The sequence below is a fragment of the Sphaerisporangium sp. NBC_01403 genome, from assembly GCF_045040145.1.
Taxonomy (GTDB): domain Bacteria; phylum Actinomycetota; class Actinomycetes; order Streptosporangiales; family Streptosporangiaceae; genus Sphaerisporangium; species Sphaerisporangium viridialbum.
The window spans coordinates 6645120-6670011 of the sequence record NZ_CP109534.1; the positions used below are offsets into that span (position 1 = coordinate 6645120).

The 24892-nt window shown below is 69.2% G+C and carries 24 protein-coding genes, 3 tRNA genes and 1 pseudogene; 11 read left to right on the forward strand and 17 right to left on the reverse strand.

Going from position 1 to position 24892, the window contains the following annotated elements; translation table 11 throughout:
* The first annotated feature begins 56 nt into the window (after positions 1–56).
* Positions 57–740 carry a 2-phospho-L-lactate guanylyltransferase gene (cofC, locus tag OG589_RS29705; RefSeq protein ID WP_405141126.1) on the forward strand — a complete coding sequence of 228 codons (684 nt, stop codon included), beginning with the start codon at positions 57–59 and terminating at the stop codon, positions 738–740.
* A gap of 46 nt (positions 741–786) precedes the next feature.
* Here cofC and OG589_RS29710 read toward each other — a convergent pair whose 3' ends face one another.
* On the reverse strand, positions 787–2496 hold the full coding sequence (locus tag OG589_RS29710; RefSeq protein WP_405141127.1) for an MFS transporter: 1710 nt from the start codon (positions 2494–2496) through the stop codon (positions 787–789).
* 234 nt (positions 2497–2730) lie between these two features.
* On the opposite strand from OG589_RS29710, the gene OG589_RS29715 reads away from it, so the two are divergent.
* Both OG589_RS29715 and OG589_RS29720 read left to right on the forward strand, forming a co-directional pair.
* Complete coding sequence (locus OG589_RS29715; RefSeq protein ID WP_405141129.1) at positions 2731–3474, forward strand: TetR/AcrR family transcriptional regulator; 744 nt, start codon at positions 2731–2733, stop codon at positions 3472–3474.
* A gap of 47 nt (positions 3475–3521) precedes the next feature.
* On the forward strand, positions 3522–3725 hold the full coding sequence (locus OG589_RS29720) for a hypothetical protein (protein ID WP_405141130.1): 204 nt from the start codon (positions 3522–3524) through the stop codon (positions 3723–3725).
* Positions 3726–3796: 71 nt separating this feature from the next.
* Here the strand turns inward: OG589_RS29720 and OG589_RS29725 are convergent, their stop codons facing one another.
* The 4 genes from OG589_RS29725 to leuC all read right to left on the reverse strand — a co-directional run bounded on the left by OG589_RS29725 (position 3797) and on the right by leuC (position 6480).
* On the reverse strand, positions 3797–4096 hold the full coding sequence (locus OG589_RS29725; protein ID WP_363911460.1) for an HU family DNA-binding protein: 300 nt from the start codon (positions 4094–4096) through the stop codon (positions 3797–3799).
* Positions 4097–4263: 167 nt separating this feature from the next.
* The gene (locus OG589_RS29730) at positions 4264–4524 is read right to left on the reverse strand and encodes a hypothetical protein (protein ID WP_405141132.1); all 261 of its coding nucleotides are present in this window, start codon (positions 4522–4524) and stop codon (positions 4264–4266) included.
* The gene (gene leuD / locus OG589_RS29735; protein ID WP_405141134.1) at positions 4503–5090 is read right to left on the reverse strand and encodes a 3-isopropylmalate dehydratase small subunit; all 588 of its coding nucleotides are present in this window, start codon (positions 5088–5090) and stop codon (positions 4503–4505) included. Before leuD ends, OG589_RS29730 begins: the two co-directional genes overlap by 22 nt.
* Before the next feature lie 13 nt (positions 5091–5103).
* Positions 5104–6480, reverse strand: a complete 1377-nt coding sequence (leuC, locus tag OG589_RS29740; protein WP_405141136.1) for a 3-isopropylmalate dehydratase large subunit — start codon at positions 6478–6480, stop codon at positions 5104–5106.
* Positions 6481–6617: 137 nt separating this feature from the next.
* Here leuC and OG589_RS29745 point away from each other — a divergent pair, with 137 nt between their 5' ends.
* Positions 6618–7334, forward strand: coding sequence for an IclR family transcriptional regulator (locus tag OG589_RS29745; protein WP_358553331.1), 717 nt, complete (start codon positions 6618–6620; stop codon positions 7332–7334).
* A 239-nt stretch (positions 7335–7573) separates the two neighbouring features.
* Positions 7574–9211, forward strand: coding sequence for a hypothetical protein (locus tag OG589_RS29750; protein WP_405141138.1), 1638 nt, complete (start codon positions 7574–7576; stop codon positions 9209–9211).
* A gap of 115 nt (positions 9212–9326) precedes the next feature.
* Here the strand turns inward: OG589_RS29750 and OG589_RS29755 are convergent.
* The 3 genes from OG589_RS29755 to OG589_RS29765 form a co-directional block, all read right to left on the reverse strand.
* Positions 9327–9399, reverse strand: a tRNA-Glu gene (locus OG589_RS29755).
* A 35-nt stretch (positions 9400–9434) separates the two neighbouring features.
* Positions 9435–9510: transfer RNA gene (locus tag OG589_RS29760), tRNA-Glu, on the reverse strand.
* A gap of 519 nt (positions 9511–10029) precedes the next feature.
* A tRNA-Gln gene (locus tag OG589_RS29765) sits at positions 10030–10101 on the reverse strand.
* A 216-nt stretch (positions 10102–10317) separates the two neighbouring features.
* Between OG589_RS29765 and OG589_RS29770 the strand changes: the two genes are divergently transcribed.
* Positions 10318–12312, forward strand: a complete 1995-nt coding sequence (locus OG589_RS29770; protein ID WP_405141140.1) for a M3 family metallopeptidase — start codon at positions 10318–10320, stop codon at positions 12310–12312.
* A 138-nt stretch (positions 12313–12450) separates the two neighbouring features.
* Here the strand turns inward: OG589_RS29770 and gltX are convergent, their stop codons facing one another.
* The 3 genes and pseudogenes from gltX to OG589_RS29785 form a co-directional block, all read right to left on the reverse strand.
* Positions 12451–13854 carry a glutamate--tRNA ligase gene (gene gltX, locus OG589_RS29775; RefSeq protein ID WP_405141142.1) on the reverse strand — a complete coding sequence of 468 codons (1404 nt, stop codon included), beginning with the start codon at positions 13852–13854 and terminating at the stop codon, positions 12451–12453.
* Positions 13847–14623, reverse strand: a complete 777-nt coding sequence (locus OG589_RS29780; protein WP_405141144.1) for a fumarylacetoacetate hydrolase family protein — start codon at positions 14621–14623, stop codon at positions 13847–13849. Before OG589_RS29780 ends, gltX begins: the two co-directional genes overlap by 8 nt.
* Before the next feature lie 171 nt (positions 14624–14794).
* Positions 14795–15037, reverse strand: a pseudogene (locus tag OG589_RS29785) (type B 50S ribosomal protein L31); the annotation flags it as partial.
* 177 nt (positions 15038–15214) lie between these two features.
* On the opposite strand from OG589_RS29785, the gene OG589_RS29790 reads away from it, so the two are divergent.
* Entirely contained in the window at positions 15215–15601 is a 387-nt protein-coding gene (locus OG589_RS29790; RefSeq protein ID WP_405141146.1) for an antibiotic biosynthesis monooxygenase family protein, read from the forward strand.
* 73 nt (positions 15602–15674) lie between these two features.
* On the opposite strand, the gene OG589_RS29795 is transcribed toward OG589_RS29790, so the two are convergent.
* Entirely contained in the window at positions 15675–16631 is a 957-nt protein-coding gene (locus tag OG589_RS29795; RefSeq protein WP_405141148.1) for a helix-turn-helix transcriptional regulator, read from the reverse strand.
* An 87-nt stretch (positions 16632–16718) separates the two neighbouring features.
* Here OG589_RS29795 and OG589_RS29800 point away from each other — a divergent pair, with 87 nt between their 5' ends.
* A complete protein-coding gene (locus tag OG589_RS29800) occupies positions 16719–18179 on the forward strand; it encodes a DHA2 family efflux MFS transporter permease subunit (protein ID WP_405141150.1) in 1461 nt (486 codons plus the stop codon).
* Between the two features lie 240 nt (positions 18180–18419).
* Complete coding sequence (locus tag OG589_RS29805; RefSeq protein ID WP_405141151.1) at positions 18420–20114, forward strand: heparinase II/III family protein; 1695 nt, start codon at positions 18420–18422, stop codon at positions 20112–20114.
* A 234-nt stretch (positions 20115–20348) separates the two neighbouring features.
* Here OG589_RS29805 and OG589_RS29810 read toward each other — a convergent pair whose 3' ends face one another.
* On the reverse strand, positions 20349–20807 hold the full coding sequence (locus tag OG589_RS29810) for an NUDIX domain-containing protein (RefSeq protein ID WP_405141153.1): 459 nt from the start codon (positions 20805–20807) through the stop codon (positions 20349–20351).
* 420 nt (positions 20808–21227) lie between these two features.
* On the opposite strand from OG589_RS29810, the gene OG589_RS29815 reads away from it, so the two are divergent.
* Positions 21228–21578 (forward strand): hypothetical protein, encoded by a 351-nt coding sequence (locus OG589_RS29815; protein WP_405141154.1) that lies wholly within the window; start codon positions 21228–21230, stop codon positions 21576–21578.
* Between the two features lie 279 nt (positions 21579–21857).
* On the opposite strand, the gene OG589_RS29820 is transcribed toward OG589_RS29815, so the two are convergent.
* The 3 genes from OG589_RS29820 to OG589_RS29830 all read right to left on the reverse strand — a co-directional run bounded on the left by OG589_RS29820 (position 21858) and on the right by OG589_RS29830 (position 23351).
* Positions 21858–22361 (reverse strand): GNAT family N-acetyltransferase, encoded by a 504-nt coding sequence (locus OG589_RS29820; protein ID WP_405141155.1) that lies wholly within the window; start codon positions 22359–22361, stop codon positions 21858–21860.
* Complete coding sequence (locus OG589_RS29825) at positions 22361–22864, reverse strand: hypothetical protein (RefSeq protein WP_405141157.1); 504 nt, start codon at positions 22862–22864, stop codon at positions 22361–22363. Before OG589_RS29825 ends, OG589_RS29820 begins: the two co-directional genes overlap by 1 nt.
* 70 nt (positions 22865–22934) lie before the next feature.
* Positions 22935–23351 carry a helix-turn-helix domain-containing protein gene (locus OG589_RS29830; protein WP_405152153.1) on the reverse strand — a complete coding sequence of 139 codons (417 nt, stop codon included), beginning with the start codon at positions 23349–23351 and terminating at the stop codon, positions 22935–22937.
* 349 nt (positions 23352–23700) lie between these two features.
* Between OG589_RS29830 and OG589_RS29835 the strand changes: the two genes are divergently transcribed.
* On the forward strand, positions 23701–24063 hold the full coding sequence (locus tag OG589_RS29835; RefSeq protein ID WP_405141159.1) for a hypothetical protein: 363 nt from the start codon (positions 23701–23703) through the stop codon (positions 24061–24063).
* 199 nt (positions 24064–24262) lie between these two features.
* Here the strand turns inward: OG589_RS29835 and OG589_RS29840 are convergent, their stop codons facing one another.
* Positions 24263–24820 carry a TetR/AcrR family transcriptional regulator gene (locus tag OG589_RS29840; protein ID WP_405141161.1) on the reverse strand — a complete coding sequence of 186 codons (558 nt, stop codon included), beginning with the start codon at positions 24818–24820 and terminating at the stop codon, positions 24263–24265.
* Between the last annotated feature and the right edge of the window lie 72 nt (positions 24821–24892).

The window sequence follows — 24892 nt, forward strand, 5'->3', positions numbered from 1 at the left end:
TGCGCCATCAGTCTCCCGGTTGGCTCCACGAGATGTCGAGGCGGGATGCTAAGGCTATGCGTGGTACGGAACGTAGCGACCTCGGCCGGCACTCCGGCTGGACCATTGTGGTGCCGGTGAAGACCCTGCTCGCCGCAAAGACCCGCCTGGCCGCCGCGGCCGGGCCCTACCGCGCCGCGCTCGCCGTGGCGATCGCGTGTGACACGGTCTCGGCGGCGCTGGCCTGCGAGGACGTGGCCCGGGTCGTCGTGGTGACGGGTGATCCCGTGCCCGCCGATGCCCTGTCCGCGCTGGGCGCGCACGTGGTGCCCGATCCGAACGCCGGGCTCAACGCCGCGCTACGGTTCGGCGGCGCCGAGGCGGTGCGGCTGGCGCCGGGAAGCCCGATCGGCGCGCTCCAGGCCGACCTGCCCGCCCTTCGACCGGAGGAGCTGGGCGTCGCGCTGGCCTCGGCCGCCGACTTCGACCAGTCGTTCGTGCCGGACGCGGCCGAGATCGGCACGACGTTCTACGGGGTACGGCCCGGCGTGGCGTTCACCCCGAGGTTCGGGGGCGAGTCGCGGGCCAGGCATCTCGGCGCCGGCGCGAAGGAGCTGGCGCCGGACGGCATCCCCTCGGTGCGCCGCGACGTCGACACGCCGTCGGACCTTGAGGAGGCGCTGGCCCTCGGCGTCGGCCCGCACACCGCGGCCGTGGTGAAGACACTGAAGGAGTCCTCCGCACGGAGGACTCCTTCATGATCGGTACGTAGCCGGTACGGGGTCGGCGGCCGGCGGTTCGTATGGGTCAGTGGCCGACCGCCTCGCCCTCGCGCGCGTGCTTCGGCAGCAGGAAGGCGACGAGGAACGTCAGCAGCAGCATGCCGTCCACGACCCACAGGATGGTCTTCATCGCGTCGCTGAAGCCCTCCTTGCCCGCCTCGGCGCCGGCCGTCATCACGGCCTTCTGGATGGCGCCACCGGTCTCGGGGGACGTCGCCGCGGCCCTGGCGTCGGCCTCGAGCCGCGTGCACGACTCGGGCACCTCGGCCTGGTCCTTGGCGACGGCGCGATCGTGCCCGCAGGCCCGCAGCCCGGTGACGATCCGCTCCTGAGCGGGGCCGGTGACCTGCACGGCGGCCAGGTCCGAGCGGAGCTTCGGCGTGACGCCGTCCGCGGCGGTGGCGACGCTGCTGCCGAGAAGCCCGAAGAAGACCGTGCCGAGGAGCGCCACGCCGAACGCGCTGCCGAGCTGCTGGATCGCCGTCAGCGAGCCGGAGGCCGAGCCGGTCTCGTGGGGCTCGACCCCGGCGAGCACGATGTCGAAGAACGGCGCCATCAGCATGCCCATGCCGATGCCCGTCACGAGCAGCGCGGGGGCGAGCTGCCACGGGGTCACGCCGATGCCCGCGACGTTGAGCGTGACGAGGATGGCCAGCACGCCCAGGGCCATCAGCAGCGTGCCGCCGTGCAGGAGCTTGCGGCCGTACTTCTGGAGGGGCTGGGCGAGGCCGAAGCCGACGACCATGCCGAGCGACCACGGCACCATCGACAGGCCGGCCTTCAGGGTGGAGTACCCGAGGCCGAGCTGGGTGTAGAGGTTGAAGACGAGCGAGAAGCCGATCATCCCCGAGAAGAACACCAGGCCCGTGACCAGGCCGCCGGTGAAGGCGCGCTTGCGGAACAGGCTGGGGACGATGAGGGGGTCGCCACCGGCCCTGCTCTTGCGGGACTCGAACCAGCCGAAGAGCGCGAAGACCACGACGGACGCGCCGATCATCAGGAACGACCACAGGGGCCAGTCGTGCTCCCGGCCCTGGACCAGCGGGAAGACCAGCAGCAGGCCCGCCAGCGAGGCGAGGATTACGCCCGCGAAGTCGAGCTTCAGCGGATGCGGCGACCGCGACTCGGGCAGGAACCGCAGCCCGCCGATCACCGCGGCGACGCCGAGCGGCAGGTTGATCAGGAAGATCATGCGCCAGCCGGTGCCGAAGAAGTCGGCGTCGATCAGCCAGCCGGCCAGGATGGGGCCGCCCACCGAGGACAGGCCCATGACCGGCCCGAACATGCCGAACGCCGCCTGCATCTCCTTGGGCGGGAACATCTCCTTGATCATGCCGAGGCCCTGCGGGAGCATGACCGCGCCGAACAGCCCCTGGACGACCCGGGCGGCGATCAGCAGCTCGGGCCCCTGGGCGGTGGCGCACAGCAGTGACCCCACGGTGAAGCCCACGGCGCCGATGATGAACATCCTCTTGCGGCCGAAGATGTCGCCGAGCCTGCCCCCGGTGATCAGGCCGACGGCCATCGCCAGGGTGTAGGCGGCGCCGAGCCACTGGATGGTCGCGGCGGTGCCGCCCAGCTCGGCCCGGATGGTGGGCGAGGCGATGTTGGTGACCATGGCGTCGAGCAGGTCCATCACCTCGGCGGCGAGGATGACGAAAAGGGCCGCCCAGCGCCACCGGTACGGCGCCGTCTCGGGCGGTGATCCCTTCAGGGGGGTGTCAGTCGTTGTCATGCGGGCTCCTCAGGACCGAGCGTCGTCCACGCTCGTAAGAACAGTGTTCACTTAATTCGAGCAGTGTTCTATCATCGAACAACGTTCATCAGCAAAGTGCGGTGTTCTCAAGATATGTCGCATCTGCCGGACAGACAAGATATATCGCGAAATTGAGTGGCGTTCTAGTCGGGCGAGCACTGTTCGCCCGGGCAACTAGACTCGATCACCACGGACTTCAAGGGGCGGTGACGCATGAGCGGGCCAGGGCACGACGACCAGAACATGCCCGCCGCCCCCTGGGAGCGGGCCCGCAGGCGGCCGGCCGCGGTTCGCGTGCCGCTGACGCGCGAGCGCATCATCGACGCGGCCTTCGCCGTGCTCGACCGTGAGGGCTACGACCGCATGAGCATGCGCCAGGTGGCGGCCGAGCTGGGCGTGGCCGTCTCGGCGCTGTACGCCCACGTGGCGAGCAAGGACGAGCTCCTGGAGCACATGTACACCCGGCTGTTCGAGGGCTACGAGCTGCCCGATCCGGACCCGGAGCACTGGCAGGAGCAGATCAAGGACTACGCGCGGCACGGCCGGGCGCGGCTACTCCAGCACCGTGACATGGCCCGCATCTCCATGGCCCACGTGCCCTTCACCCCCGAGCTGCTCCCCCACGTCGAGTACCTGATGGCGGTCCTGCGCGGCGCCGGGCTGCCCGACGAGGTGGCGGCGACGGCGGGCGACATGATGTCCACTTACATGGACGGGTTCGCCTTCGAGGAGAGCATGTGGGAGGAGCGCCGCCGCACCACCAACATGGACACGTGGGACGAGATGCAGGTCACGCTCAAGGAGTACTTCGAGGCACTCCCCGCCGACCGGTTCCCGAACCTGGTCGAGCTGTCCCGCATGATGTTCCACGAGAACAACGACTCCAGGTTCGAGCTCGGCCTGGAGATCATCCTGCGGGGCCTGGCCTCCTACATCCAGCCGCGCGATCAGGGCTGAGCGCCGGTCTCCGGTGGAGCGATTTCCCGCGCGGTAAGCTGACCGGCGTGCAGGCAACGGTGCGCGCCTTCGACCTCGACACCCGTGCGGGTTCCGTCTTCCTCGACGACGGGACCGAGCTGCCGTTCGGCGCCGCCGCCTTCGACGCGGGCCCTCTGCGGCTGCTGCGCGTCGGCCAGCGGGTGAACATCCGCGTCGAGGACGACGCCATCACCGCGATCACCCTCTCGACCTTTCCCCTGCCGGAGTGACAGGGCCCTGACACGGCGACGCCCGGAACCCCTGGTGGGGTTTCCGGGCGCGCAGGTGAGCCGGTAAGGCGTCACTTCTTCTTGGCGGCCTTCTTTCCAGCCGCGTTGACCTGGTCCTTGAAGTCGGCCCCGGCACGGAACTTGGGTCCCCAGCTCTCGGAGACCTTGATGGGCTCCCCCGTCGAAGGGTTCCTTGCCTGGCGGGCCGGCTTGTGCGCCATCTCGAACGCGCCGAAGCCCGTGATCGAAACCTTCTCCCCGTTCGAGACAGCGTGCTGGATGGCCTCGATTATCGCGTTTACGGCCTCAGTGGCCGTCTTCCTGTCGCCGACCCGATCTGCGATCGCGTCCACGAGTTCTCGCTTGTTCATCTAGGTTGCTCCCCCTGTTACCGCTGTCTGAGGATGAGCGCTGCGGCGGGCAGTGCCCGTACCCCGCCTCACCCGGTGTTGCCAAGTGCGGGGTTTCGGCACGCACCCACCAGTCAACGGTCAGAAACCCCTTACCCGCTTGAAATTAGGGGACACGCGTCCAGGACTCAATCACATTCCGCAATGTTTCGCCTACGCGGCGTGTCGGAGCCCTCTTCCAGATCGGCGAGAAAGGCGTCCAGGCGGGCGCCGGCGTGGTTGACGTCCCGCTTTGCGAGGTCACAAATGGCGACGAATCGCCTCGCGAACCGCTCTTTCTCCTCAGGGGGAAGCCTCGCGGCGGTCACGCGGCGGTAAGCGTCGCGCAACCGCCGCGCCAGCTCGTACTCAGGGGTCGCGGGATCGGTCAAACGGTCGTCGGCAGCCATGGCTGCCGACCATTCTCGTACGCCGCGACGTCGTCCGCGTGACGCAGCGTCAGCCCGATGTCGTCGAGGCCCTCCAGCAGCCGCCAGCGGGTGTAGTCGTCGATCTCGAAGCCGGCCGACTCGCCGCCCCAGCGCACCTGGCGCTCGACCAGGTCGACGGTCACCTCGGTGGCGGGGTCGGCCTCGATCGCGGCCTGCAGCGCCTCGACGGTCTCGGCGGGCAGGACGATCGGGAGCAGGCCCATCTTGGTGGAGTTGTTGCGGAAGATGTCGCCGAACCTGGCGGCGATCACGGCGCGGAAGCCGTACTGCTGGAGCGCCCAGACGGCGTGCTCGCGCGAGGAGCCGGTGCCGAAGTCGGGCCCGGACACGAGGATCGAGGCGCCCTCGTAGACGGGGTTGTTCAGCACGAAGCCGGGGTCCTCGCGCCAGGCGGCGAACAGGCCCTTCTCGAACCCGGTGCGGCTGACCTGCTTGAGCCACACGGCGGGGATGATCTGGTCGGTGTCCACGTTGCTGCGGCGCAGGGGCACGGCCCGGCCGGTGTGGGTGGTGAAGGCGTCCATGGTTCCAAGCTCCTTACAGGTCGGCGGGCGCGGTGAGACGGCCGGTCACGGCGGAGGCGGCGGCGACCGCCGGCGACACGAGGTGGGTGCGCCCGCCCTTGCCCTGGCGGCCCTCGAAGTTGCGGTTGGAGGTGGACGCGCTGCGCTCGCCAGGGGCGAGGGTGTCGGGGTTCATGCCCAGGCACATCGAGCAGCCCGCCTCGCGCCACTCGGCGCCCGAGGCCTTGAACACCTCGTGAAGGCCCTCGGCCTCCGCGTCGGCCTTGACCTGCATCGAACCCGGGACGATCAGCGTGCGGGCCGTGACCGTGCGGCCGCGCAGCACGTCGGCCACGGCGCGCAGGTCCTCCAGCCGGCCGTTGGTGCAAGAGCCGACGAAGACGGTGTCCACCTGGATCTCGCTGAGCGGGGTGCCCGCGCGCAGGCCCATGTAGTCGAGGGCCCGCTGGGCGGCGGCCGGGTCGGAGGTCTCCTCGGGAGCCGGGATGGCGTCGCGGAGCGGCGCTCCCTGGCCGGGGTTGGTGCCCCACGTCACGAACGGCGACAACGTGGTGGCGTCGATCTCCACCACCGTGTCGAAGGCGGCGTCGTCGTCGGTCCTGAGCGACTTCCAGTACTCGACGGCGGCGTCCCAGGCCTCGCCGGAGGGCGCGTGCCTGCGGCCCTTGAGGTACTCGAAGGTGGTCTCGTCGGGGGCGATCATGCCGGCCCGCGCGCCCGCCTCGATGGACATGTTGCAGACCGTCATGCGCCCCTCCATGGAGAGGTCGCGGATGGCCTGGCCTCGGTACTCGACGATGTGGCCCTGGCCGCCGCCGGTGCCGATCTTGGCGATGATGGCGAGGATGAGGTCCTTGGCGGTGACGCCGAACGGCAGCTCGCCCGAGACCTCGATGGCCATCGTCTTCGGCCGGTAGGCCGGGAGGGTCTGGGTGGCCAGCACGTGCTCCACCTCGGAGGTGCCGATGCCGAAGGCGAGGGCTCCGAAGGCGCCGTGGGTGGAGGTGTGGGAGTCGCCGCAGACGACCGTCATGCCCGGCTGCGTGAGGCCGAACTGCGGGCCGATGATGTGCACCACGCCCTGGCCGGCGTCGCCCATCGGATGCAGCCGGACGCCGAACTCGGCGGCGTTCTTGCGCAGGGTCTCGACCTGGGCCTTCGACACGGGGTCGGCGATCGGGCCGAGCACCGTGGGCACGTTGTGGTCCTCGGTGGCGATCGTGAGGTCGGGCCGGCGCACCTTCCGCCCGGCCATGCGCAGGCCGTCGAACGCCTGCGGGCTGGTCACCTCGTGGATGAGGTGCAGGTCGATGTAGAGCAGGTCGGGCTCGCCGTCGGCTCGGCGGACGACGTGCTGCTCCCATACTTTCTCAGCCAGTGTGCGACCCATGTCGTGAACGCCTCCTTGCGTTTCATCCCTGGGAACGTCTCATATCATAAGACGGTAATTTCGGGATATGGACAGCCTACCCATCCCTCCCGCGAATGCCAGTTGCATCTCGGATAGCGAGACGGCAGTATCGGGGTATGGACAACTCTAGCGGAGTCGGCGTACTGGACAAGGCCGTGCTCGTGCTGAACGCTCTTGAAGCCGGCCCCGCGTCCCTGGCACAGCTGGTGCAGGCGACGGGGCTGGCCCGTCCCACCGCCCACCGCCTCGCCGTCGCCCTGGAGCACCACCGCATCGTGTCCCGCGACACCCAGGGCCGCTTCATCCTCGGGCCCCGGCTGTCCGAGCTGTCCACCGCGGCCGGCGAAGACCGGCTGCTCGCCGTGGCCTCCCCCGTGCTGACCCACCTGCGCGACCTGACCGGCGAGAGCGCGCAGCTCTACCGCAGGCAGGGCGACGAGCGCGTGTGCGTGGCCGCCGCCGAGCGCGCGAGCGGCCTGCGCGACACGGTGCCCGTCGGCAGCTCCCTGCCCATGACCGCCGGGTCCGCCGCCCAGATCCTGCTGGCCTGGGAGGAGCCCGACCGCCTGCACCGCGGCCTGCGCGGCGCGAAGTTCACCGCGGCCACCCTGGCCAGCGTACGCAGGCGCAGCTGGGCCCACAGCGTCGGCGAGCGCGAGCAGGGCGTGGCCAGCGTCTCGGCCCCCATCAGGGGCGCGGGCGGCAAGGTCATCGCCGCGGTCTCGGTCTCCGGGCCGATCGAGCGCCTGACCCGTACGCCCGGCCGCATCCACGCCGCTCCCGTGGTCGCCGCCGCCGAGCGCATCACCGAGGCCATGCGCCGGGCGAACTGACGCCACGTCATATTCGGGTAAGCGTTGTGCCAACTGGCGGTGACCCAGCCCGCCAATCGGACATGTGCTGACCGATTGGGCGTCGAAGCCGTGCGAACTGATTAGAGACGGCCGCCGCCAAGCACTAGCCTGGCGGGGTGACAGATCGCATCGAGGCAGCGGCAACGGAGCTGCGTCCCCTCCTTCAAGAGTTCATTCTCTGGGCATCAGACAACGCACCGGACAGTGATCCCGACCTGGTGGGACCCGCCGCTCTCTGGCACCGCCTGATCGCTCGAGACGACGTCCACCTGTGGAAGCGTGACGATCTCCGCCCGGTCCTGGTGGAACGCATGCCCCAGGTCGTCGAGGATCCCGACGCCGCGGCCGACGGCATGATCCCGGCCGTGCGCTCCTACCTCACCTTCCTCTCCTCCACGGGCCGGCTGGCGAAGGGCTCCGACAGCCTCGACGACCTGCTCGACGAGCTCGACGCCGTCGAGGACGACTTCGTCGAGGCGATGGAGGAGGTCCTCGGCGAGCGCGACTGGGACGAGGAGGAGGAAGACCTCGACGAGGAGGAGGTGGAGGGTCTCGGCGACTTCGAGCCCTTCGCCGACGAGCTCGCCGAGCTGCCGACCATCCGCCTGCGCCCCGACGCCGAGCTGGCCGAGGCCGCCCGCGAGGTGCCGCTGATCTCCAAGGCCCGCGACCTGGCGGTCTGGGTCGGCAAGTCGCGCAAGGTCGGCGAGGACACCTTGCTGAGCGACGAGGAGATCCGCCAGGCCCTGGCCGTGGCCGGGCTTCCCGAGCCCCCCGAGGGGCCGCTCGCACACGAGGTCCCCGCCCTGTGGAACCTCTGGAACCTCGCCGTCGACCTGGAGTTCCTCACCCCCGACGGTGAGGACACCGTCAGCGTCGACGAGGACACCGCCGCCTGGCCGTTCGAGAACGACGAGGACGTCCTCGACGCCTGGATGCTCGGCCTGCACTCGGTCGACTACGGCGACCCCGAGCTCGACGACGACGATCTGACCCTCGCCCTCTCGGGCCTCACCCGCGCGCTGCTGATCAGGCTGCTGGTCGCGGGCGGCGAGCGCCCGGTCGACGACCTGCGCGAGGAGCTCGCGGAGGCCGCCGCCGAGTTCGACGACCTCGGCGCCTCCGCGTGGGCCGAGGCGGGCGACCCGCTCGCCTCCGTGCTCGAATGGCTCACCGGCTTCGGCATGATCACCGTGTCCGGCGACCAGGTACGGCTCACGCCGCTCGGCACCGAGGGCGTGGTCCACCTGCTGGACGACGACGACATCGAGGTGGACGCGCGTCCCGCGATCGACGCGATGACCGCGCTCGACCTGCTGTCGTTCAGCGCCGATCTGCCCGAGGAGGAGGCCGACTCCGAGTTCGCCGCCTGGATGAAGCTGCGACAGCCCGCCACGGCCGCCGAGGAGCTCCTGGAGGCCGCCGCGGAGGACGAGGCGGACGCGCTCATCCGGGTCCAGGCCGCCAGCCTGGTGGGGTCCCTCGGGCCCGTCGCCGTCCCGGCCTGGCAGGAGGCGCTCAACGAGCCGTCGCTGCGGCCGTACGCCGCGACCCACCTCGCCCAGCTCGGCGTCGAGGACGCCCCTGAGCCGAGCCAGAGCGACACGCACTGGCTGATCCTCGACATGTGGACGATCTCGGCGGGCCTGGGCAGGCCCGAGTTCGTCAGCAGCCTGCACGACATCGGCCCCTCGCCGGTGCTGAGCAGCCTGCTCGAAGTGATCTGGAAGGTGCCCCACCCGCACGTCGAGGAGCTGCTGGAAGCCATCAGCGAGGCCCACCCCGACAAGCAGGTGGCCAAGGCGGCCAAGCGAGCCCTGTTCAAGGTCAGGTCCGGAGGCGCCGGCCGCGAGTAGCCCCACCCGGCAGCGGGTGCGTCGCCGTCGGACGGTGGCGCACCCCGCGGCCTGGCGGCTTTACGGTGAATGCGAAAAACCCTCGGAAGGAATGCTTCCGAGGGTTCTCGATCTGTAGCCCCGACCGGATTCGAACCGGCGCTACCGCCTTGAGAGGGCGGCGTCCTAGGCCACTAGACGACGGAGCCAGGTGGTGCATGACCTGGGTCATGTTGCGGCAGTGTGGTAGTCCCGACCGGATTCGAACCGGCGTTACCGCCTTGAGAGGGCGGCGTCCTAGGCCACTAGACGACGGGACCTTGCCACTGCCTGCCGGAACCGGATTCTGAACCGACGGAGGCGCCCCTGCGGACGCCTCGGCAACGGGCGTAACTCTACCGCACCCTTCAGAGCACGGCCAAACCGATTCCCCTTCACGTAATCGACGATGGCGTCCAAGCAGGACAGGAGACCCTTGGGCGATCAGCCGAGAGGCCCCCGGCGGTCGCCGTCGAACGTGGCCAGCACCAGGGCCCGCACCGCCACATCATGACGCCCGAGGGATCCACGACCCTGCTCGGCGGCCTCGCGCTCGGAGTGGTGGGGGACCCCGCCAAGATCGGAGCAAGCCGGACGAACTGGCGCTCCGCCGATCGCCGGTTCTCCTGACACCGCACAACCGCTCCGACGTGCGCACGTACGCACGGCCACGACAGCCGGGTGGCGGGAGATCGTCAAGATCTTGCACGTCCTCGCACCGCGATGAGGCCATTGCGATCCTGGAAAGCGAAAGCGCCTATGCCTTACTTCAAGGCATAGGCGCTGCACAGGTAAACCTGCTGGGGTACCAGGACTCGAACCTAGACTAGCTGAACCAGAATCAGCCGGGCTGCCAATTACCCCATACCCCATTGCTCGCGGCCCGCTTAGAGCTGGCGCGCTTGCGACTCCGAAAGAATAGCCCAGCTTGGGGGCCAAGACCAAAACGATTGCCGAAGCGGCGGATCACCCCTGGTGAGCCCTGGATCCGGCCCGGTGGCACCCGATCGCCCGTTAGGAGTGCCGAGGACCGCTCCGCCTGTGTAACGCTGCAAGGAAGAGCCTTTGCCACGTGAGGAGCCCGCGCGTTGACCGAGAACCCCTTCTTCGTCCCGAGTGCCCTGCCCTACGAGCTGCCGCCGTTCGCGGAGATCCGCGAGGAGCACTACGCGCCCGCCTTCGAACGCGGCATGGCCGAGCAGCTCGCGGAGGTCGAGGCCATCGCCGGCAGCGCCGACCCGCCGACCTTCGACAACACCGTGGCGGCGCTCGAACGGTCGGGCCGGCTCCTGTACCGCGTCTCCACGGTGTTCTTCAACCAGGCCTCCTCCGACACCAACCCGGCCGTCCAGGCGATCCAGAAGGACGTCACCCCGAAGCTCGCCCAGCACAGCGACGCGATCCACCTCAACACGCGGCTCTTCGCCCGCATCAAGGCGATCTCCGCCGCCGGGCTGGACGCCGAGCAGCGGTGGCTGCTGGAGCGCTACGTCACCGACTTCGTCCGCGCGGGCGCCGAGCTGGGGCCCGCCGACCAGGAGCGGCTCAGGGGCCTCAACGAGGAGCTGTCGACCCTCTCGACCCAGTTCGAGCAGAACCTTCTCGCCGACACCAACGCCTCCGCGATCGTGGTCGAGGACGCCGCCGAGCTCGACGGCCTGTCGGAGGACTCCATCAGGGCCGCCGCCGAGACCGCGAAGTCACGCGGGCTCGAAGGCAAGTACGTCCTCACGCTGGTGCTGCCCACCGGCCAGCCCGTGCTGACCGAGCTGACGAACCGCGACCTGCGCGAGCGCATCCACAAGGCGTCCACGGAGCGGGGCCTCCGGGACAACGCCGAGCTGGTCGTCCGCATGGCGAAGCTCAGGGCCGACCGGGCGGCGCTCCTCGGCTACGCCAGCCACGCCGCGTACGTCGTGGCCGACCAGACCGCGCCCGGCACCGAGGCCGTCACCGAGATGCTGGGCAAGCTCACCCCCGCCGCCGTGGCGAACGCCCACAGGGAGGCCGGCGAGCTGCGCGAGACGGCCGGCTTCGACATCGAGGCCTGGGACTGGTCCTTCTACGCCGAGAAGGTCCGAGAGGCCCGCTACGCCATCGACAGCCGCCAGATGCGCCCGTACTTCGAGCTGGACCGCGTGCTGCGCGACGGGGTGTTCCACGCGGCCCACGAGCTCTACGGGCTGAACTTCAGCGAGCGCTCCGACCTGGTGGGCTACCACCCCGACGTGCGGGTCTTCGAGGTGTCGGACGAGGACGGCTCGCCGCTCGGCCTGTTCCTCGGCGACTTCTACGCCAGGGAGTCCAAGCGCGGCGGCGCGTGGATGAACAGCCTGGTCAAGCAGTCGCGCCTCGACGGCACGCGCCCCGTGGTGGTCAACAACCTCAACATCGTCAAGCCTCCGGCCGGAGAGCCGACGCTGATGACCTTCGACCAGGTCAACACGATGTTCCACGAGTTCGGGCACGCGCTGCACGGGCTGTTCTCGGCCGTCCAGTTCCCGCGCTTCTCGGGTACGGCGGTGCCGCGCGACTTCGTCGAGTACCCCTCGCAGGTCAACGAGATGTGGGCCGTCTGGCCCGAGGTGCTGGCCAACTACGCCCGCCACCACGAGACCGGTGAGCCGATGCCGCAGGACCTGGTCGACCGGATGCTGGAGGCGCAGAAGTTCAACCAGGGCTTCGAGACCGTGGAGTACCTCGCCGCCACCCTGCTCGACTGGGCGTGGCACACCGTCGACGGCGAGCCGGGCGACCCGCTGGAGTTCGAGAGCCGGGCACTGCGCGAGGCCAACGTCGACCTGCCGCTCGTGCCGCCGCGCTACCGCAGCACGTACTTCGCCCACATCTGGGCGGGCGGCTACAGCGCGGGCTACTACTCCTACATCTGGAGCGAGATCCTGGACGCCGACACCGTGGAGTGGTTCAAGGAGAACGGCGGCCTCTCGCGGGAGAACGGCGACACCTTCCGCCGCGAGCTGCTCTCCAGGGGCGGCAGCGTGGACGCCATGACGGCCTTCAGGAGCTTCCGTGGCCGCGACCCGCACCTTTCACCCCTGCTGGAGCGCCGCGGCCTCCTCTGAGGCCACAGGCACGGCTCACCGCCGCGCCCGGAGCCGGGCGCGGCGGTGAGCCGTGAAGGGTCCCCTTCGAGGCCGGCGATGGCCTGCCTCGGCCGACCGCTCAGGCCGGGGTCTGTGCCCGGAGCGATGGCCCGCCGCTCAGGCCGGGGTCTGTGCCTGGAGCTTCGCCAGAGCCGTGCGCAGCCGCTCGACGGCCTTCTCGCGGCCCAGCACCTCGATCGACTCGAACAGCGGAAGCCCAACCGTGCGGCCGGTGATCGCGACGCGGACCGGGGCCTGGGCCTTGCCGAGCTTCAGCCCGTACTCGGCGCCGACCTCCTCCAGGGCGGTCTTCAGCGACTCGGTGTCGAAGGAGACCGTCTCCAGCCGCGCGAGGTAGCCGGCCAGGATGTTCTCCGCGCCGGGCTTCATCGCCTTGTCCCAGCTCGCCTGGTCGAAGACCGGCTCGTCGAGGAAGAGGAAGTCGACGTTGGCCGTGATCTCGGACAGCACCGTGATGCGTGTCTGGGCCAGCGGCGCGACCTTGGCGAAGGTCTCGCGGCCCCAGCTCTGGTCGAGCCAGGGGTCGCAGCGCCTGATGAAGACCTCGACCGGCAGCGCCCTGATGTACTCACCGTTGAACGCCCGCAGCTTCTTCTCGTCGAAGAAGGCCGGGGAGGGGTTCACATCGGCGAGCTTGAACAGCGGCACCATCTCGGACCACGGCATGATCTCGCGGTCGTCCCCGGGGCCCCAGCCGAGCAGCATGAGGTAGTTGACCATCGCCTCGGGGAGGTAGCCCTCGTCGCGGTAGGACTCCAGCGCCACCTTGTCGCGGCGCTTGGAGAGCTTCTGCCGCTTCTCGTTGACGATGACGGGCAGGTGCGCCCACGTCGGCGGGGCGACACCGAGCGCGTCCCAGAGCAGCTGCTGCTTGGGGGTGTTCGACAGGTGCTCCTCGGCGCGGACGACGTGGGTGATCCGCATCTCGATGTCGTCGACCACGTTGGCGAGGACGAACAGCGGGGATCCGTCGGCCCGGGCGATGACGAAGTCCTCGATGGCCTGGTTCGGGAACTCCACCCGGCCGCGGACCAGGTCGTCGACCACGGTCACACCCTCGTCGGGCGTGCGGAAGCGCACCGCGCCCTCCGGCAGGCCCCGGTCGCGGCAGAACCCGTCGTACCCCTGGTGCTCCGAGCCCGTGCGCGCCTTCACCTCGTCGCGGGTGCAGGTGCAGTGGTACGCCTTGCCGTCCGCGATCAGCTTCGCCGCGGCGGCGCGGTGCTGCTCCTCGTACGCCGACTGGAAGTACGGCCCCTCGAAGTGCGGGGACTCGCCGTGGATGCCGATCCAGGCGAGGGCCGAGATGATGCCCTCGGTCCACTCGGGCCGGTTGCGCGCGGCGTCGGTGTCCTCCACGCGCAGGACGAACCGGCCGCCGGTCTGCTCGGCGAGCGCCCAGTTGAACAGCGCGGAACGGGCCCCGCCGACGTGGAACATGCCGGTCGGGGACGGAGCGAAACGGACCCTGAGGGCGGGCTCGGGCTGGAGGTCAGTCACGGGGAACCACCCGGTTCGTGAGAGTGCCGATGCCTTCGATGCCCACGCTGACCTCGTCGCCGTCATCGAGCGGGCCGACCCCCTCCGGCGTGCCGGTGAGGATCACGTCGCCCGGGATGAGGGTCATGACTTCGGTGATGTAGGCGATCAGCTTCGGGATGTCGTGGATGAGCTGGGATGTGCGCGCGCTCTGCTTGAGCTCGCCGTTGACGGTCGTCGTGATCGCGAGGTCGGAGGGGTCGACCGCGGTCTGGATCCACGGGCCGAGCGGGCAGAACGTGTCGAACCCCTTGGCTCTGGTCCACTGCCCGTCCTTGCGCTGGAGGTCGCGGGCGGTGACGTCGTTCGCGCAGGTGTATCCGAAGATGACCTCGTGGGCCCGCTCGACCGGCACCTCGCGGCACAGGCGGCCGATGACCACGGCGAGCTCGCCCTCGTAGTCGACCCGCTCGGAGAGCTTGTGGGGGTAGACGATCGCCTCGCCGTGGCCGATCACCGACGTGGACGGCTTGCTGAAGATCAGCGGCTCGGCCGGAGGCTCGCCGCCCATCTCGCGGGCGTGCTCGGCGTAGTTCTTGCCGACCGCGATGACCTTGCTGGGCAGCATCGGCGTCACGAGGCGGACTTCCTGGAGCGGGAAACGCTCGCCGGTGAACTGGATCTCGCCGAACGGGTGCCCGGCGACCCTGGAGACGAACTCCTCACCCTGAGCGCCCTCGACCACGCCGAACGCGACACCTTCACCTGTGGAGAACCTTGCGATACGCACCCCACAAGGCTAGTGCCGCCCGCAAACCCGCAAGGACACCAGCGTGGCCGGACGTCAGCCCTCGGCGTGTCCCTCCGGCTCAGGAGTCGTCGTCTCCTCGGCGCCCGCCCGGCCTTCGGCGTTCTCCTGACCTTGGGTGCCCGCCTGGCCTACGGTGTCCGCCTGGCCGCGGCGCCCGGCGTACCGCTGCCTGAAGCGCTCCACCCGGCCGGCGGTGTCCATCACGCGGCTGCGGCCGGTATAGAACGGGTGGCTCGCCGAGGAGACGTCCACGTCGACGACGGGGTACACCTTGCCGTCCGACCACTCGACGGTCTTGTCACTCCGGATGGTCGACCGGGTGAGAATGGCGAAGTTCGCGCTCGGGTCGCGGAAGACGACCGGGTGGTAATCGGGATGGATGCCCTTCTTCATGGCCATCGCCCTCCGGGATACCTAGACGGTGTTCTCCCAGCTTATGCGCGGCATCGGCGGCGGAAGAGGCGGGAGCCGTACGGGCGGGGGCCGGTGATCGTAGGGTGGCGTTACCGGGCTCGGTACCGTCCAGGACGGCCCGGCGAGGGGTACGAGCACGCCTGACGAGGAGTGGACATGTCCGTGGTGAAGATCAACGCGCTGACCGTCCCGGCCGAGATGCGCGAGGCGCTTGAAAGCCGGTTCGGCAACCGCGCAGGGATGGTGGAGTCGTCCGACGGCTTCGAGTGGTTCGAGCTGCTCAGGCCGGTCGAGGGCACCGACCGCTATCTCGTGTACACGCGCTGGCGCAGCGAGGAGGACTTCCAGCGCTGGCAGGAGAGCCAGGCGTTCCAGGCCGGCCACGCGCGGGCGAGGGCCGAGGCCGAGGCGCAGGGGCAGGGCGAGGGCCACGGGCACGGCCAGGCGGCGGCCCAGGGGCACGGCCACGGGCAAGGCCCGGCCGCGACGGGGTCCGAGCTGTGGTCCTTCGAGGTCGTGCAGAGCGCGGGTCACAAGAAGTAGCGCCTCTCAGCCCTCCCGCACCTGCCCACGGGCGAACGTGACGCGGGCCCGGCGACATGGGTGGACCGGGCGATCATGTGCCGGTGGCGCGGGTGAAGCGGCCGGCCCAGTCGCGGAGGTGGTCGACCAGCTCGGGCGGGTGGATCACCTCGAACTCCGCGCCCACCACGCCCAGCGCCATCGCCGGCCAGTCGAGCGTGTCGGACGTCATGCGCAGCCGGCACCGCCCGTCGTCGATCTCCTCGACCGTCGCCCACTGGCCGACGGCGACGCGCACGGTCGCGGCGGGCGCGTGCACCACCGCCTCGACGGCGAGCGGCGGGACGATGTTGTCGATGCCGGCCCGTACGAACGTCGCGGCGTCCTCGGCGGGCAGCTCGCGCGGGCGGAACCGCTCGGCGGTGCTGCGCGGGTCGCCGAGCCGGTCGAGCCGGAAGCTGCGCCAGTCGTGGCGGGTCAGGTCGTAGGCGACCAGGTACCACCTGCGGCCGAGCGAGACCAGCCGGTGCGGCTCGACATGGCGGTCGGTCAGCTCTCCCCCGCGCGCGTTGTAGGAGAAGCGCAGCCGTTCCTCGTCCCGGCAGGCCTGCGCGACGGCGGTGAGCACCCCGGCGTCGACGGTCGGCCCCGCGCCCCAGACCGTGGGCACGGTGGCGGCGCGCAGCGCCTCGATGCGCCTTCGCAGGCGGGGCGGCATGACCTGGACGATCTTCGTCAGCGCGCGTACCGAGGACTCCTCGATGCCGGCGACCGCTCCCTGGGCGGCCAGCCGGAGGCCGATGGCCAGCGCGACCGCCTCCTCGTCGTCGACCAGCAGCGGCGGCAGCGCGGCCCCCGCGGCGAGCTGGTAGCCCCCGTCGACGCCGCGATTGGCCTCCACCGGGTAGCCGAGCTCGCGGAGCCGGTCGACGTCGCGGCGCAGGGTGCGGACGGAGACCTCCAGCCTTTCGGCCAGCTCAGTGCCCGGCCAGTAGCGGTGTGTCTGGAGCAGGGAGAGCAGCCGCAGCGTTCGTGAGCTCGTGTTCGCCATATCTTCAGGGTGCTCGTCATTCAGGTCAGAAAGTGGCCGCTATCGACCCTAGCGTGGTCTCATCGTCGTCGTACTCAGGAGACCCTGATGACCGCAATACTCGAAGCCCCTCCCGCGGCCGGAGCGGCGTCCCCGTACCGGTGGCGCTGGCTCGCCTTCTCGGCCGTGATGGCCTCGAGCGTGATGGACCTTCTCGACTCGACCGTGATCAACACCGCCGCGCCGGCGATCCGCGAGGACCTCGGCGGCTCGTACGCCACCGTGCAGTGGATGGCCGCGGGTTACACCATGGCGCTGGCGGTCATGCTGCTCATCGGCGGGCGGCTCGGCGACATGTTCGGCCGCAAGCGCATGCTGCTGGTCGGCGTCGGCGGGTTCACCCTCGCCTCGATGATCTGCGCCGTGTCGGTCTCGCCCGAGATGCTGCTCGCCGCACGGGGACTGCAGGGCGCGTTCGGCGCCGTGATGCTGCCGCAGGGTTTCGGCCTCATCCGCGACCTGTTCCCGCCCGCCGAGATGAAGAAGGCGTGGACCGCCTTCGGGCCGATCATGGGCCTGTCGGCGGTGCTCGGGCCCATCGTCGGCGGCGTGCTGATCGACGCCGACCTGCTCGGCACCGGCTGGCGCATGATCTTCCTGGTCAACGCGCCCATCGGCGGGTTCGTCCTCGTGGTCGCGGCTCGCTTCCTGCCGGCCACGCCTCCCGCGGTCCGCTCCGCGCGCCTCGACACGCTGGGCGTGGTCCTCGCGGCGGCGGGCACGTTCATGCTGATCTTCCCGCTGGTCCAGGGGCGTGAGCTGGACTGGCCGGTCTGGATCTTCGTCATGCTGGCGTGCTCGATCCCCGTGCTCGTGCTGTTCGGGTGGCACCAGCTCCGCCGCAAGCGCGCGGGGGCGACCCCGCTGGTCGAGCCGAGCGTGTTCGCCAGGCGCTCGTACGTCTCGGGCGTGCTGTTCGCGATCGTGTTCACCGGCGCGATGGGCGGCACCATGCTCACCCTCGGCGTCTTCATGCAGGTCGGCCTGGGTTACACGCCCCTGAGGGCCAGCCTGACCACGATGCCGTGGGCGCTGGGCGCGATGATCGGATCCGGCGTCAGCGGCGCGCTGATGGCCAAGCTCGGCCGCAGGCTGCTGCACCTCGGCCTGGCCGGCATGGGCATCGGGCTGGCCGTCCTCTGCGTGGTGCTCAGGCAGTCGGGCGCGGGCATCGGCAGCACCGACTTCATCGTCCCGCTGCTGATCGGCGGCGTCGGCATGGGCATGATCTTCGTGCCGCTCTTCGACATCATCCTCGGCGACGTCGCCGACCACGAGGTGGGCTCGGCCTCCAGCGCCCTGCAGGCCGTCCAGCAGCTCGGCATGTCGCTGGGCGTCGCCGTGATCGGCACGATCTTCTTCGCGGTCCTCGGCACGCAGGCCCACCACACCGTGCGCGACGCCCTCGGCGCCGCCGAGTCGACCTCGCTGGTCACCATCGGCCTGATCGCGCTCGCCTTCGCGCTCGGGTTCCGCCTCCCGAGGCAGGCCCGCGCCCACTCCATGTGACCTTCCCTCGTACGCCTCCGGTCGCGCGCCTCGCGGCCGGAGGCGTACGACTGCCCGTCGGCGGGGGGCGTACGGAAGCCGTCAGCCGGAGGCGTGCGGGCGCCCCGGAATCTGGGAATTACCTGGGGCTCCGGCATCTGGTTGTTAACGATGTGACCGATGAGCCCCGTGCGACTTGACCTATTTGGTGGGATTCGGTCAGCATGATCCGCCCCCACTATGGTCACGGAAGGAACTGGCGTGCGCCGCCGCACACGAGCTCTCGGTCTTCTCCTCACCCTCCTCCTGACCGGCGGCGGGATCTCCCAGGCGGCACCGGCCGCCGCCCTCGACACGCTGGTGGCCGTGAAGCCCAGCGCGGAGTGCCAGGGCGACTGGCTACCCGCCACGCCGACCTCCGCCCAGGTCATGTCGGGCGAGGTGCAGTTCCTCGACCTGCCGCCCGTCAAGATCGGCAAGACGATCGACTGGCGCTGGAGCCCGTACAAGAACCGCTCCTGGGACATGGTCTTCTCCTCGCTGCGCTGGGTCGGCAGGCTCGTCGCCGACTACGAGACCTCCGGGGAGGAGAGCTACCTCAAGCGCGCCACCGAGCTGGTCAAGAGCTGGGTGGAGAGCAACCCGCGCGGCAGCTCCCGCGCCAGCCAGTACGCCTGGGCCGAGCACCCCATCGCGCTGCGCGCCCCCGTGCTCGTGTGCCTGAGCAGGCACGTCAAGGCGTCGTGGCTCACCGGCAGCCTCGCCGACCACGCCAAGATGCTGTCGAACCCGGCCCTGTACGAGAAGGGCCACAACCACGGCATGGACCAGGACATCGCGCTGCTGCGCATCGGCTGCCGCACCGGGCACAAGGAATGGACCGACCTCGCCATCCGGCGCATGACCGGATCGGTGAAGCTGGACATCGACTCGCAGGGCGCGCTCCAGGAGCAGGCTCCGCGCTACGGCGTCTACGTCCACGAGCGGCTGAAGGTCGGGATGGAGGCCATCACCGACTGCGGGCGCAAGATTCCGTCCGAGATCGAGAAGCGCTGGGAGTCGCTGGAGGCGTACATCACCCACGCCACCGGGCCGAACGGCTTCATGGTGCCGATCGGCGACGGCGGCGCCGACGTCAAGCCCTCGGGCTACAAGCACTCGAAGAAGACCGTGCAGGTGTTCAAGGCCGGCTACGCCTTCGGCCGTACGGCGTGGGACAAGCCCGAGTCGGCGTACTACTCGATCCGGTTCGGCCCGGCCCTGAAGTTCCACGGGCACGAGGACCACATGGGCGTGACCTACTACGCGCAGGGCCATGACGTGCTGGTGGAGGCCGGTTTCCACTCCTACGAGAAGACCTCCTACCGCTACTGGACGATGTCCCCCGAGGCGCACAACGTGCCGGTCGTGGTGGGCAAGCCGTTCCGGGGGCGTACGGCCACTCCGCTGGTCAACTCCTCGATCAAGGGCGACCGGCAGTCGTACAAACTCACCGACAAGGCCTACGGCGTGAGCCGCACCCGATCGGTGCTGGTCAACCACGGCGACGACCTGATGGCGGTGCTCGACACCGTGCCGTCCGGCGCGCAGGCCCGCAGCTACTGGCACCTCGACCCGGCGCTCACCCCGGTGTCCACCAGCGGCGGCCAGATCGTGGTGAAGGACAAGTCCGGGTGGAAGGCCACGCTCGTCCAGCTCGCCATGCCGTCGTGCAAGCCGATCTCCGGCCAGTCGGTCGTGCGCGGGCAGACGAACCCGTACCAGGGCTGGGTGTCGCCGTCCTACATGAAGAAGGTGCCCGCCTCAGTGGTGGTCTCCCCCGCCACGGGCTCCCTGCTCACCGTCGTCGTCCCGGGTACGGACAAGCCTGACATCACCTGCTCCGGCACCCGCGTCAAGGTCAAAACCTCCGACGGCGAAACCTCCTTCCGAGCCGCCTCCGGAAACCTCTCGTAGCACGAACTGGGGCCCCATCGCGGCGCAGCCATGATCTCTCTGTATCGCGCGGAGAGATCATGCTGCCCCGTGTTCACCAGGCCGGCCAATGGGAACCGGCGGCGAACGGCGCCATAGTCGATCGGCTGCCCGTCATCCATGCGAAGCAATCTAGATGACGTCGCGTGAAGGCGCAGGAAGACCGATCTCGCGCGGCGTCGGAGAAGTTCGTTGAAGGTTGCACACTGGCTCTTGCTAATCCGGCTTGCCGTGGATCAGGAGGCGATGGGACTCCTGGATGTCTTCTGGAAGGTCGTCCGGTGAGAACCAGCGCGCCTCCAGGATTTCGAAGGAGTCGATGGTGATCGTTCCGCCGGTCGCCTCCGCCTCGTACGCCACTTCCACTCGCAGCTTGAAGCCGCTTTTGAGGTAGGAGAGCCGTCCGACACGGACGCGCAAACCCGCCTCTTCGCGGACCTCGCGGACGATCGTGTCCTCGAAGGTCTCGCCCTTGTTCGCGTACCCGCTCGGCAGCCCCCACTGCCGCCCCTCCGGCCAGAACCGGTGCTTGAGCAGAAGCACGTTGCCGTCGACGTCCCTCACGACCCCGGTGACGCCGACCATGAACTTGGCGTGCCGGATCCACAGAACCCACCACTGAAGCGGCCCCTGCAAAAGCCGCCAGACCCGGACAATCAGTCTCTTCACATTCATTCCTTCAATGGAGCGACCTGATGCAGATCAACACCGGCACCCGGTTCATCTAGATTTCTTAGGTTTGAGCTGCTCAACGTACTGCCGAATTCGCAATCGATCCGCAGGGAAGGCACTGTCCCAATCATGGGTCAATGGAACCCACGCTGCGGGTTGATGGCTTTCCCCGCTCAGCGGACGCGACCCCTGCCGCTCCCCACTCCCACCCCCACCGCCACCGCCCTATTTGGACCGGCGTCCAAGCAGGGTGCAAGTCGCACCCAAGATCGTGTGAGAAGACTTCTCTGGAAGATCCCCTGGGGGAGAAACCGTGTTGGCCGGTGACCGGACACGACGGCGCGGGAACCTGCGGCTTCGCCCGTTCACGCTGTTCCGGCACGACTTTCCCCGCCCTCGGGCAAGGAAGTGAAGGAGAAGGTCATGAGAACACGCGGAATCACCGGTGTGGCGGTCGCCGCAGCCCTGGCTGGTGGGCTCCTTGTCCCGGCGCTCCCGGCCTCGGCCGCGGACCAGCTACCAGCGACCGTCACCATCAGGACCAGCAAGATCCTAGAACCACAGACCAGCACCAACCTGTTCCTCAAGTGCCCCGACACCCACCCGTGGTACACGACCGCGGTGATAACCGGCTACTACACCTGGTCGGGGACTCCGCCCTACCCGATGAAGGAATACCGGCAGCAGCTGTCCGTCTTCTTCAGGAACGAATCCCGCTCGAAGGACATGCTGGCTGAGATACAGCTGGAGTGCACTCCGGTCAGGCCGTTCTAGGGCCTTTACGGAGTTCGGATATTCAGGCGGGCAGGAGGCTTCGGATCGCTGCGATCGGTCTGCGACACCCGAAGCTCATCCCACGGTTGCCCCACGGCCCCGGCATGTTGAGGGTTTGACCTGGTTTGATTCCGCTGTGCTCGGCATGTGAAGCCATAAGCGGGCGTTCGTAGCCGGTAATGACCGGCCAAATTCGAGTGCGAGAAAGGGCACGGCTCCTGAAGATCGGCGGTATCTGACGCCGTTCGATCTTCGGAGGAAGCCGTGCCCGTGGCCCTATCATCGCTGCTCGGCCCGCGCTGAGACTCGGGCGGATATATTCTCGGCTTCTTCGCCACGTGCTTCCTTCCCGGAATACCTCTGACCCTGCTTGGGTCCGAGTCCGGAAGGTTCGGGGCACCTCACCAGTTCCTCCAGCAATCGGCGGCCGTACCCGTTGCCCCGGTGCTCCTTGACCACATTGAGTTCGATGACCGCGAATTTTTCGGCCTGGAGCACTTCCTCCGGGGCGGGTGTGCTCTCTCCGCCCCACCATCGGCCAGCGGCAAACGGAAGGCCGAAAGCCCAACCGATCAGTCTGCCGTCGTCATCTCGGGCCGACACCAAATGGAAGCCAGGCGTGTCCACCTGGCGGCGAGTGCGCTCCAGGCATCGCTCCCTGGAAGAGTTCAGATTGGAGTTGTACGGCGGTTCCTCCCTGATCTGGAGGTAGGCGTCCACGTACTCGTCGTTCAGAACCTCAGCTGCGTCACCGTCATGCTTGTGCTCGAACGCGGTCCCCATCAGGTTCCTCCACCTGCTGTCAACGCGATTTGTTGCCGGTATTCGATCATTGAAGGCCGCGAACGCTCTGCCACTGGCACCGCGTCGGCCACCCCGGCCGCCACATGAAGGACGAATCGAGTCATGTTCGCCGCACCGACCCTGGCAAGAACCTCGCGGGCGTGGCCGAGCCCATCGTCTATGTGACCTTGCTGCACCTCGGTATGGGCGCGGTGTAGCTCTACCTGCGCACGCTGGCGTACCCGCGCTGACGGATAGGAGGAGATCGCCTCCCTCTGCGCCTGGTCGGCATCCGTATGACCAGCCAGGGTGTAAACCAGGGAGCGGCAGTACAGCAGCCTGAACACCGGCCATCCTCCGGCCGACAACAGATCCGAGGTGATTCGATCGGGGAGCCGGTCAAACGCCCGCGCTTGCTCGTGCAATGCGGCGTATGCCTGACCCACCTCGCCCGCCAAGGTCAACACGTGCGACCGGGCGCCGAGAGCCTGCACCGTGGCCACACATGGCCTCCCCTGGCTGAGCTCCAGTGCCATATTGGCGCGAGACAGCACCAACGCCACTGGCCGATTTTCATGCAGTGCTTGGACCGCTTCGGATGCGTACGCCAGGCTCGTAGATCTTGGTCGTCCGTCTGCTCAGCGGCACGGCGCGCGCACGCCCACCAGTGCCGCGACTCACGGACGAAGCCGGTCGACCCGAGGTGGTCGTCGTGGCGTATAGAGCCACCAGGAATCCGCCCGCCTCGAATGCGGCGTCCAGTCGCTCGACGGCATCGGCCGGGGGTCTGCGTTCCCCTCGTTCCCATCGGGCCAGATTGGACCAGTCGCCCAGGGCTTTCGCTCCTGCCTGTTGAAGCGTCAGACCGCGTTGTTCCCGCCAATGCCGCAGGCCGGCTCCGAAGAGATGCCAGGGGATGCCGCAGGGTCTACCGGATCGGGGGTGCGAGGCATACCGGCTCCTCGTTTTGGTCGCGCTTGGCCAGCGGATTCGGCCAAAACGCTGCCCTTGGAATCAGGTCTGATCACCTCCAGCATGACACAAAGGCCCTACGCGATGCGCTTGCTCGATAGCGCAACGTCACCCAACAAGTGGAGCCCGCCGAGGCGTGGACACCTGGCGGGCTCCTTGATCGCACACTGGAGGTGGTAGCACTGAGCTTCCGGCGGCAACTGGTGACCAAGGATCCCGGAGGCACCGCCCCCACGGCCCGAGCTCAACACGACCGGTGCGTCGCGTTCGGGAAATGCCGACTCTCCACGCGCGACGGAGGTAGGGTTTTTCCCGAACACCGAGCGGACTGGAGACCTCTGACCGGCGAAGCCTTAGGCGGTCGCGGATGGTGATCCGGGACGAGCCGCCGGCCGGCAGCGTCTTCCCGGCCAAGGCGGGCGCGTACCGCCTCGCACTCGCCGAGCTGAGCGACATCCTGCCGGGCTTCCGATGCCGGCCCTTGGACCGGATCCGCCTCACCCTGAAGGGGCCCAGGACCCGGTTCAGCAGGACGGTTCTGCTGGCTCCGCACATGGACGTGTACGCCGGGCGGGCTCTGGTCGCGACGGTCTACGTCGCGGATCCGCGAAGGCCCCGCTACCGCATCGTCCGATGCGATGGCGTCGTCGTCTCCGCCGACATGCCGGGCGCGGCCGGGCACCTCGCCGGTCTTCCGGCGGAGGCCGCCTCCGAGAGCCAGAGGCGGTAAGCCTCGCGGCCCCGGGCTTCCAGGCGGGGTGCCGAGCGTCATGCCCTCGGGGCTCCAGGCGGGGAGCCGGGGGTCGTAAGCGTCGCGGCCTCGGGGTTTGAGGCGGCCTGTGGGCCGGGCTCCCCCGGGGGTCGTGGCATCCACGTCACGGTCGGGAAGGACGGCGGAGGCTCGGGCCCATGTGAGTGCCACGGCGAGATCAAGGAGACGAACGGGCGGGGTTGCGCAGGCCGTCCAAGGCGAGGGAGAGCAGGCGGGTGGCTCGGCCGAGGTCGCCGGTGGCCAGGGCCAGGCCGGTGACGAGCTCGAAGAGGTCGTCCAGTTCGAGGTCGGGACGTACGGCTCCGGCGTCCCTGGCGGTGGTGAGCAGGCCGTCCGCCGCCGAGCGCATCAGCGCCGAGCAGTCGAAGCCCGACACGGGCCCGGCGCTCATCATCGTGGTCCCGAGCCCCCGGTCGGTGAGGGCGTGGGCGAGCAGGGCGTGCAGCCACCCGGTCAGCGCCTCCCCGGGCGGGGACCCCGCCGCCAGCGTCTCCGCCTTGGCGCACAGCGTCGTCACCCTGTCCTTGAACACGGCGACCAGCAGCTCCTGCCGCGTCGGGAAGTGGCGGTAGAGCGTCCCGGAGCCGACCCCGGCCCGGCGGGCGATCTCGTTCAGGGACGCCTCGGGCCCCTCTTCGGCGAACACCGAGGTGGCGACCGTGACCAGGTGATCGCGGTTGCGCCGCGCGTCGGCTCGCAGAGGCCGCGTTCCCATCGAGTGCTCCAGAGGTGTTGCAAGCGGAGAAGTTCTCCGTATTATAGGCCGAAGCTATCCGGAGAACCTCTC

Bases quoted from the DNA above. Each gene is read 5' to 3' on its own strand.
- cofC (WP_405141126.1), top strand. From the start codon at position 57: ATGCGTGGTACGGAACGTAGCGACCTCGGCCGGCACTCCGGCTGGACC.
- OG589_RS29710 (WP_405141127.1), bottom strand. From the start codon at position 2,496: ATGACAACGACTGACACCCCCCTGAAGGGATCACCGCCCGAGACGGCG.
- OG589_RS29715 (WP_405141129.1), top strand. From the start codon at position 2,731: ATGAGCGGGCCAGGGCACGACGACCAGAACATGCCCGCCGCCCCCTGG.
- OG589_RS29725 (WP_363911460.1), bottom strand. From the start codon at position 4,096: ATGAACAAGCGAGAACTCGTGGACGCGATCGCAGATCGGGTCGGCGAC.
- OG589_RS29730 (WP_405141132.1), bottom strand. From the start codon at position 4,524: ATGGCTGCCGACGACCGTTTGACCGATCCCGCGACCCCTGAGTACGAG.
- leuD (WP_405141134.1), bottom strand. From the start codon at position 5,090: ATGGACGCCTTCACCACCCACACCGGCCGGGCCGTGCCCCTGCGCCGC.
- leuC (WP_405141136.1), bottom strand. From the start codon at position 6,480: ATGGGTCGCACACTGGCTGAGAAAGTATGGGAGCAGCACGTCGTCCGC.
- OG589_RS29745 (WP_358553331.1), top strand. From the start codon at position 6,618: ATGGACAACTCTAGCGGAGTCGGCGTACTGGACAAGGCCGTGCTCGTG.
- OG589_RS29790 (WP_405141146.1), top strand. From the start codon at position 15,215: ATGTCCGTGGTGAAGATCAACGCGCTGACCGTCCCGGCCGAGATGCGC.
- OG589_RS29795 (WP_405141148.1), bottom strand. From the start codon at position 16,631: ATGGCGAACACGAGCTCACGAACGCTGCGGCTGCTCTCCCTGCTCCAG.
- OG589_RS29800 (WP_405141150.1), top strand. From the start codon at position 16,719: ATGACCGCAATACTCGAAGCCCCTCCCGCGGCCGGAGCGGCGTCCCCG.
- OG589_RS29810 (WP_405141153.1), bottom strand. From the start codon at position 20,807: ATGAATGTGAAGAGACTGATTGTCCGGGTCTGGCGGCTTTTGCAGGGG.
- OG589_RS29815 (WP_405141154.1), top strand. From the start codon at position 21,228: ATGAGAACACGCGGAATCACCGGTGTGGCGGTCGCCGCAGCCCTGGCT.
- OG589_RS29820 (WP_405141155.1), bottom strand. From the start codon at position 22,361: ATGGGGACCGCGTTCGAGCACAAGCATGACGGTGACGCAGCTGAGGTT.
- OG589_RS29835 (WP_405141159.1), top strand. From the start codon at position 23,701: ATGGTGATCCGGGACGAGCCGCCGGCCGGCAGCGTCTTCCCGGCCAAG.
- OG589_RS29840 (WP_405141161.1), bottom strand. From the start codon at position 24,820: ATGGGAACGCGGCCTCTGCGAGCCGACGCGCGGCGCAACCGCGATCAC.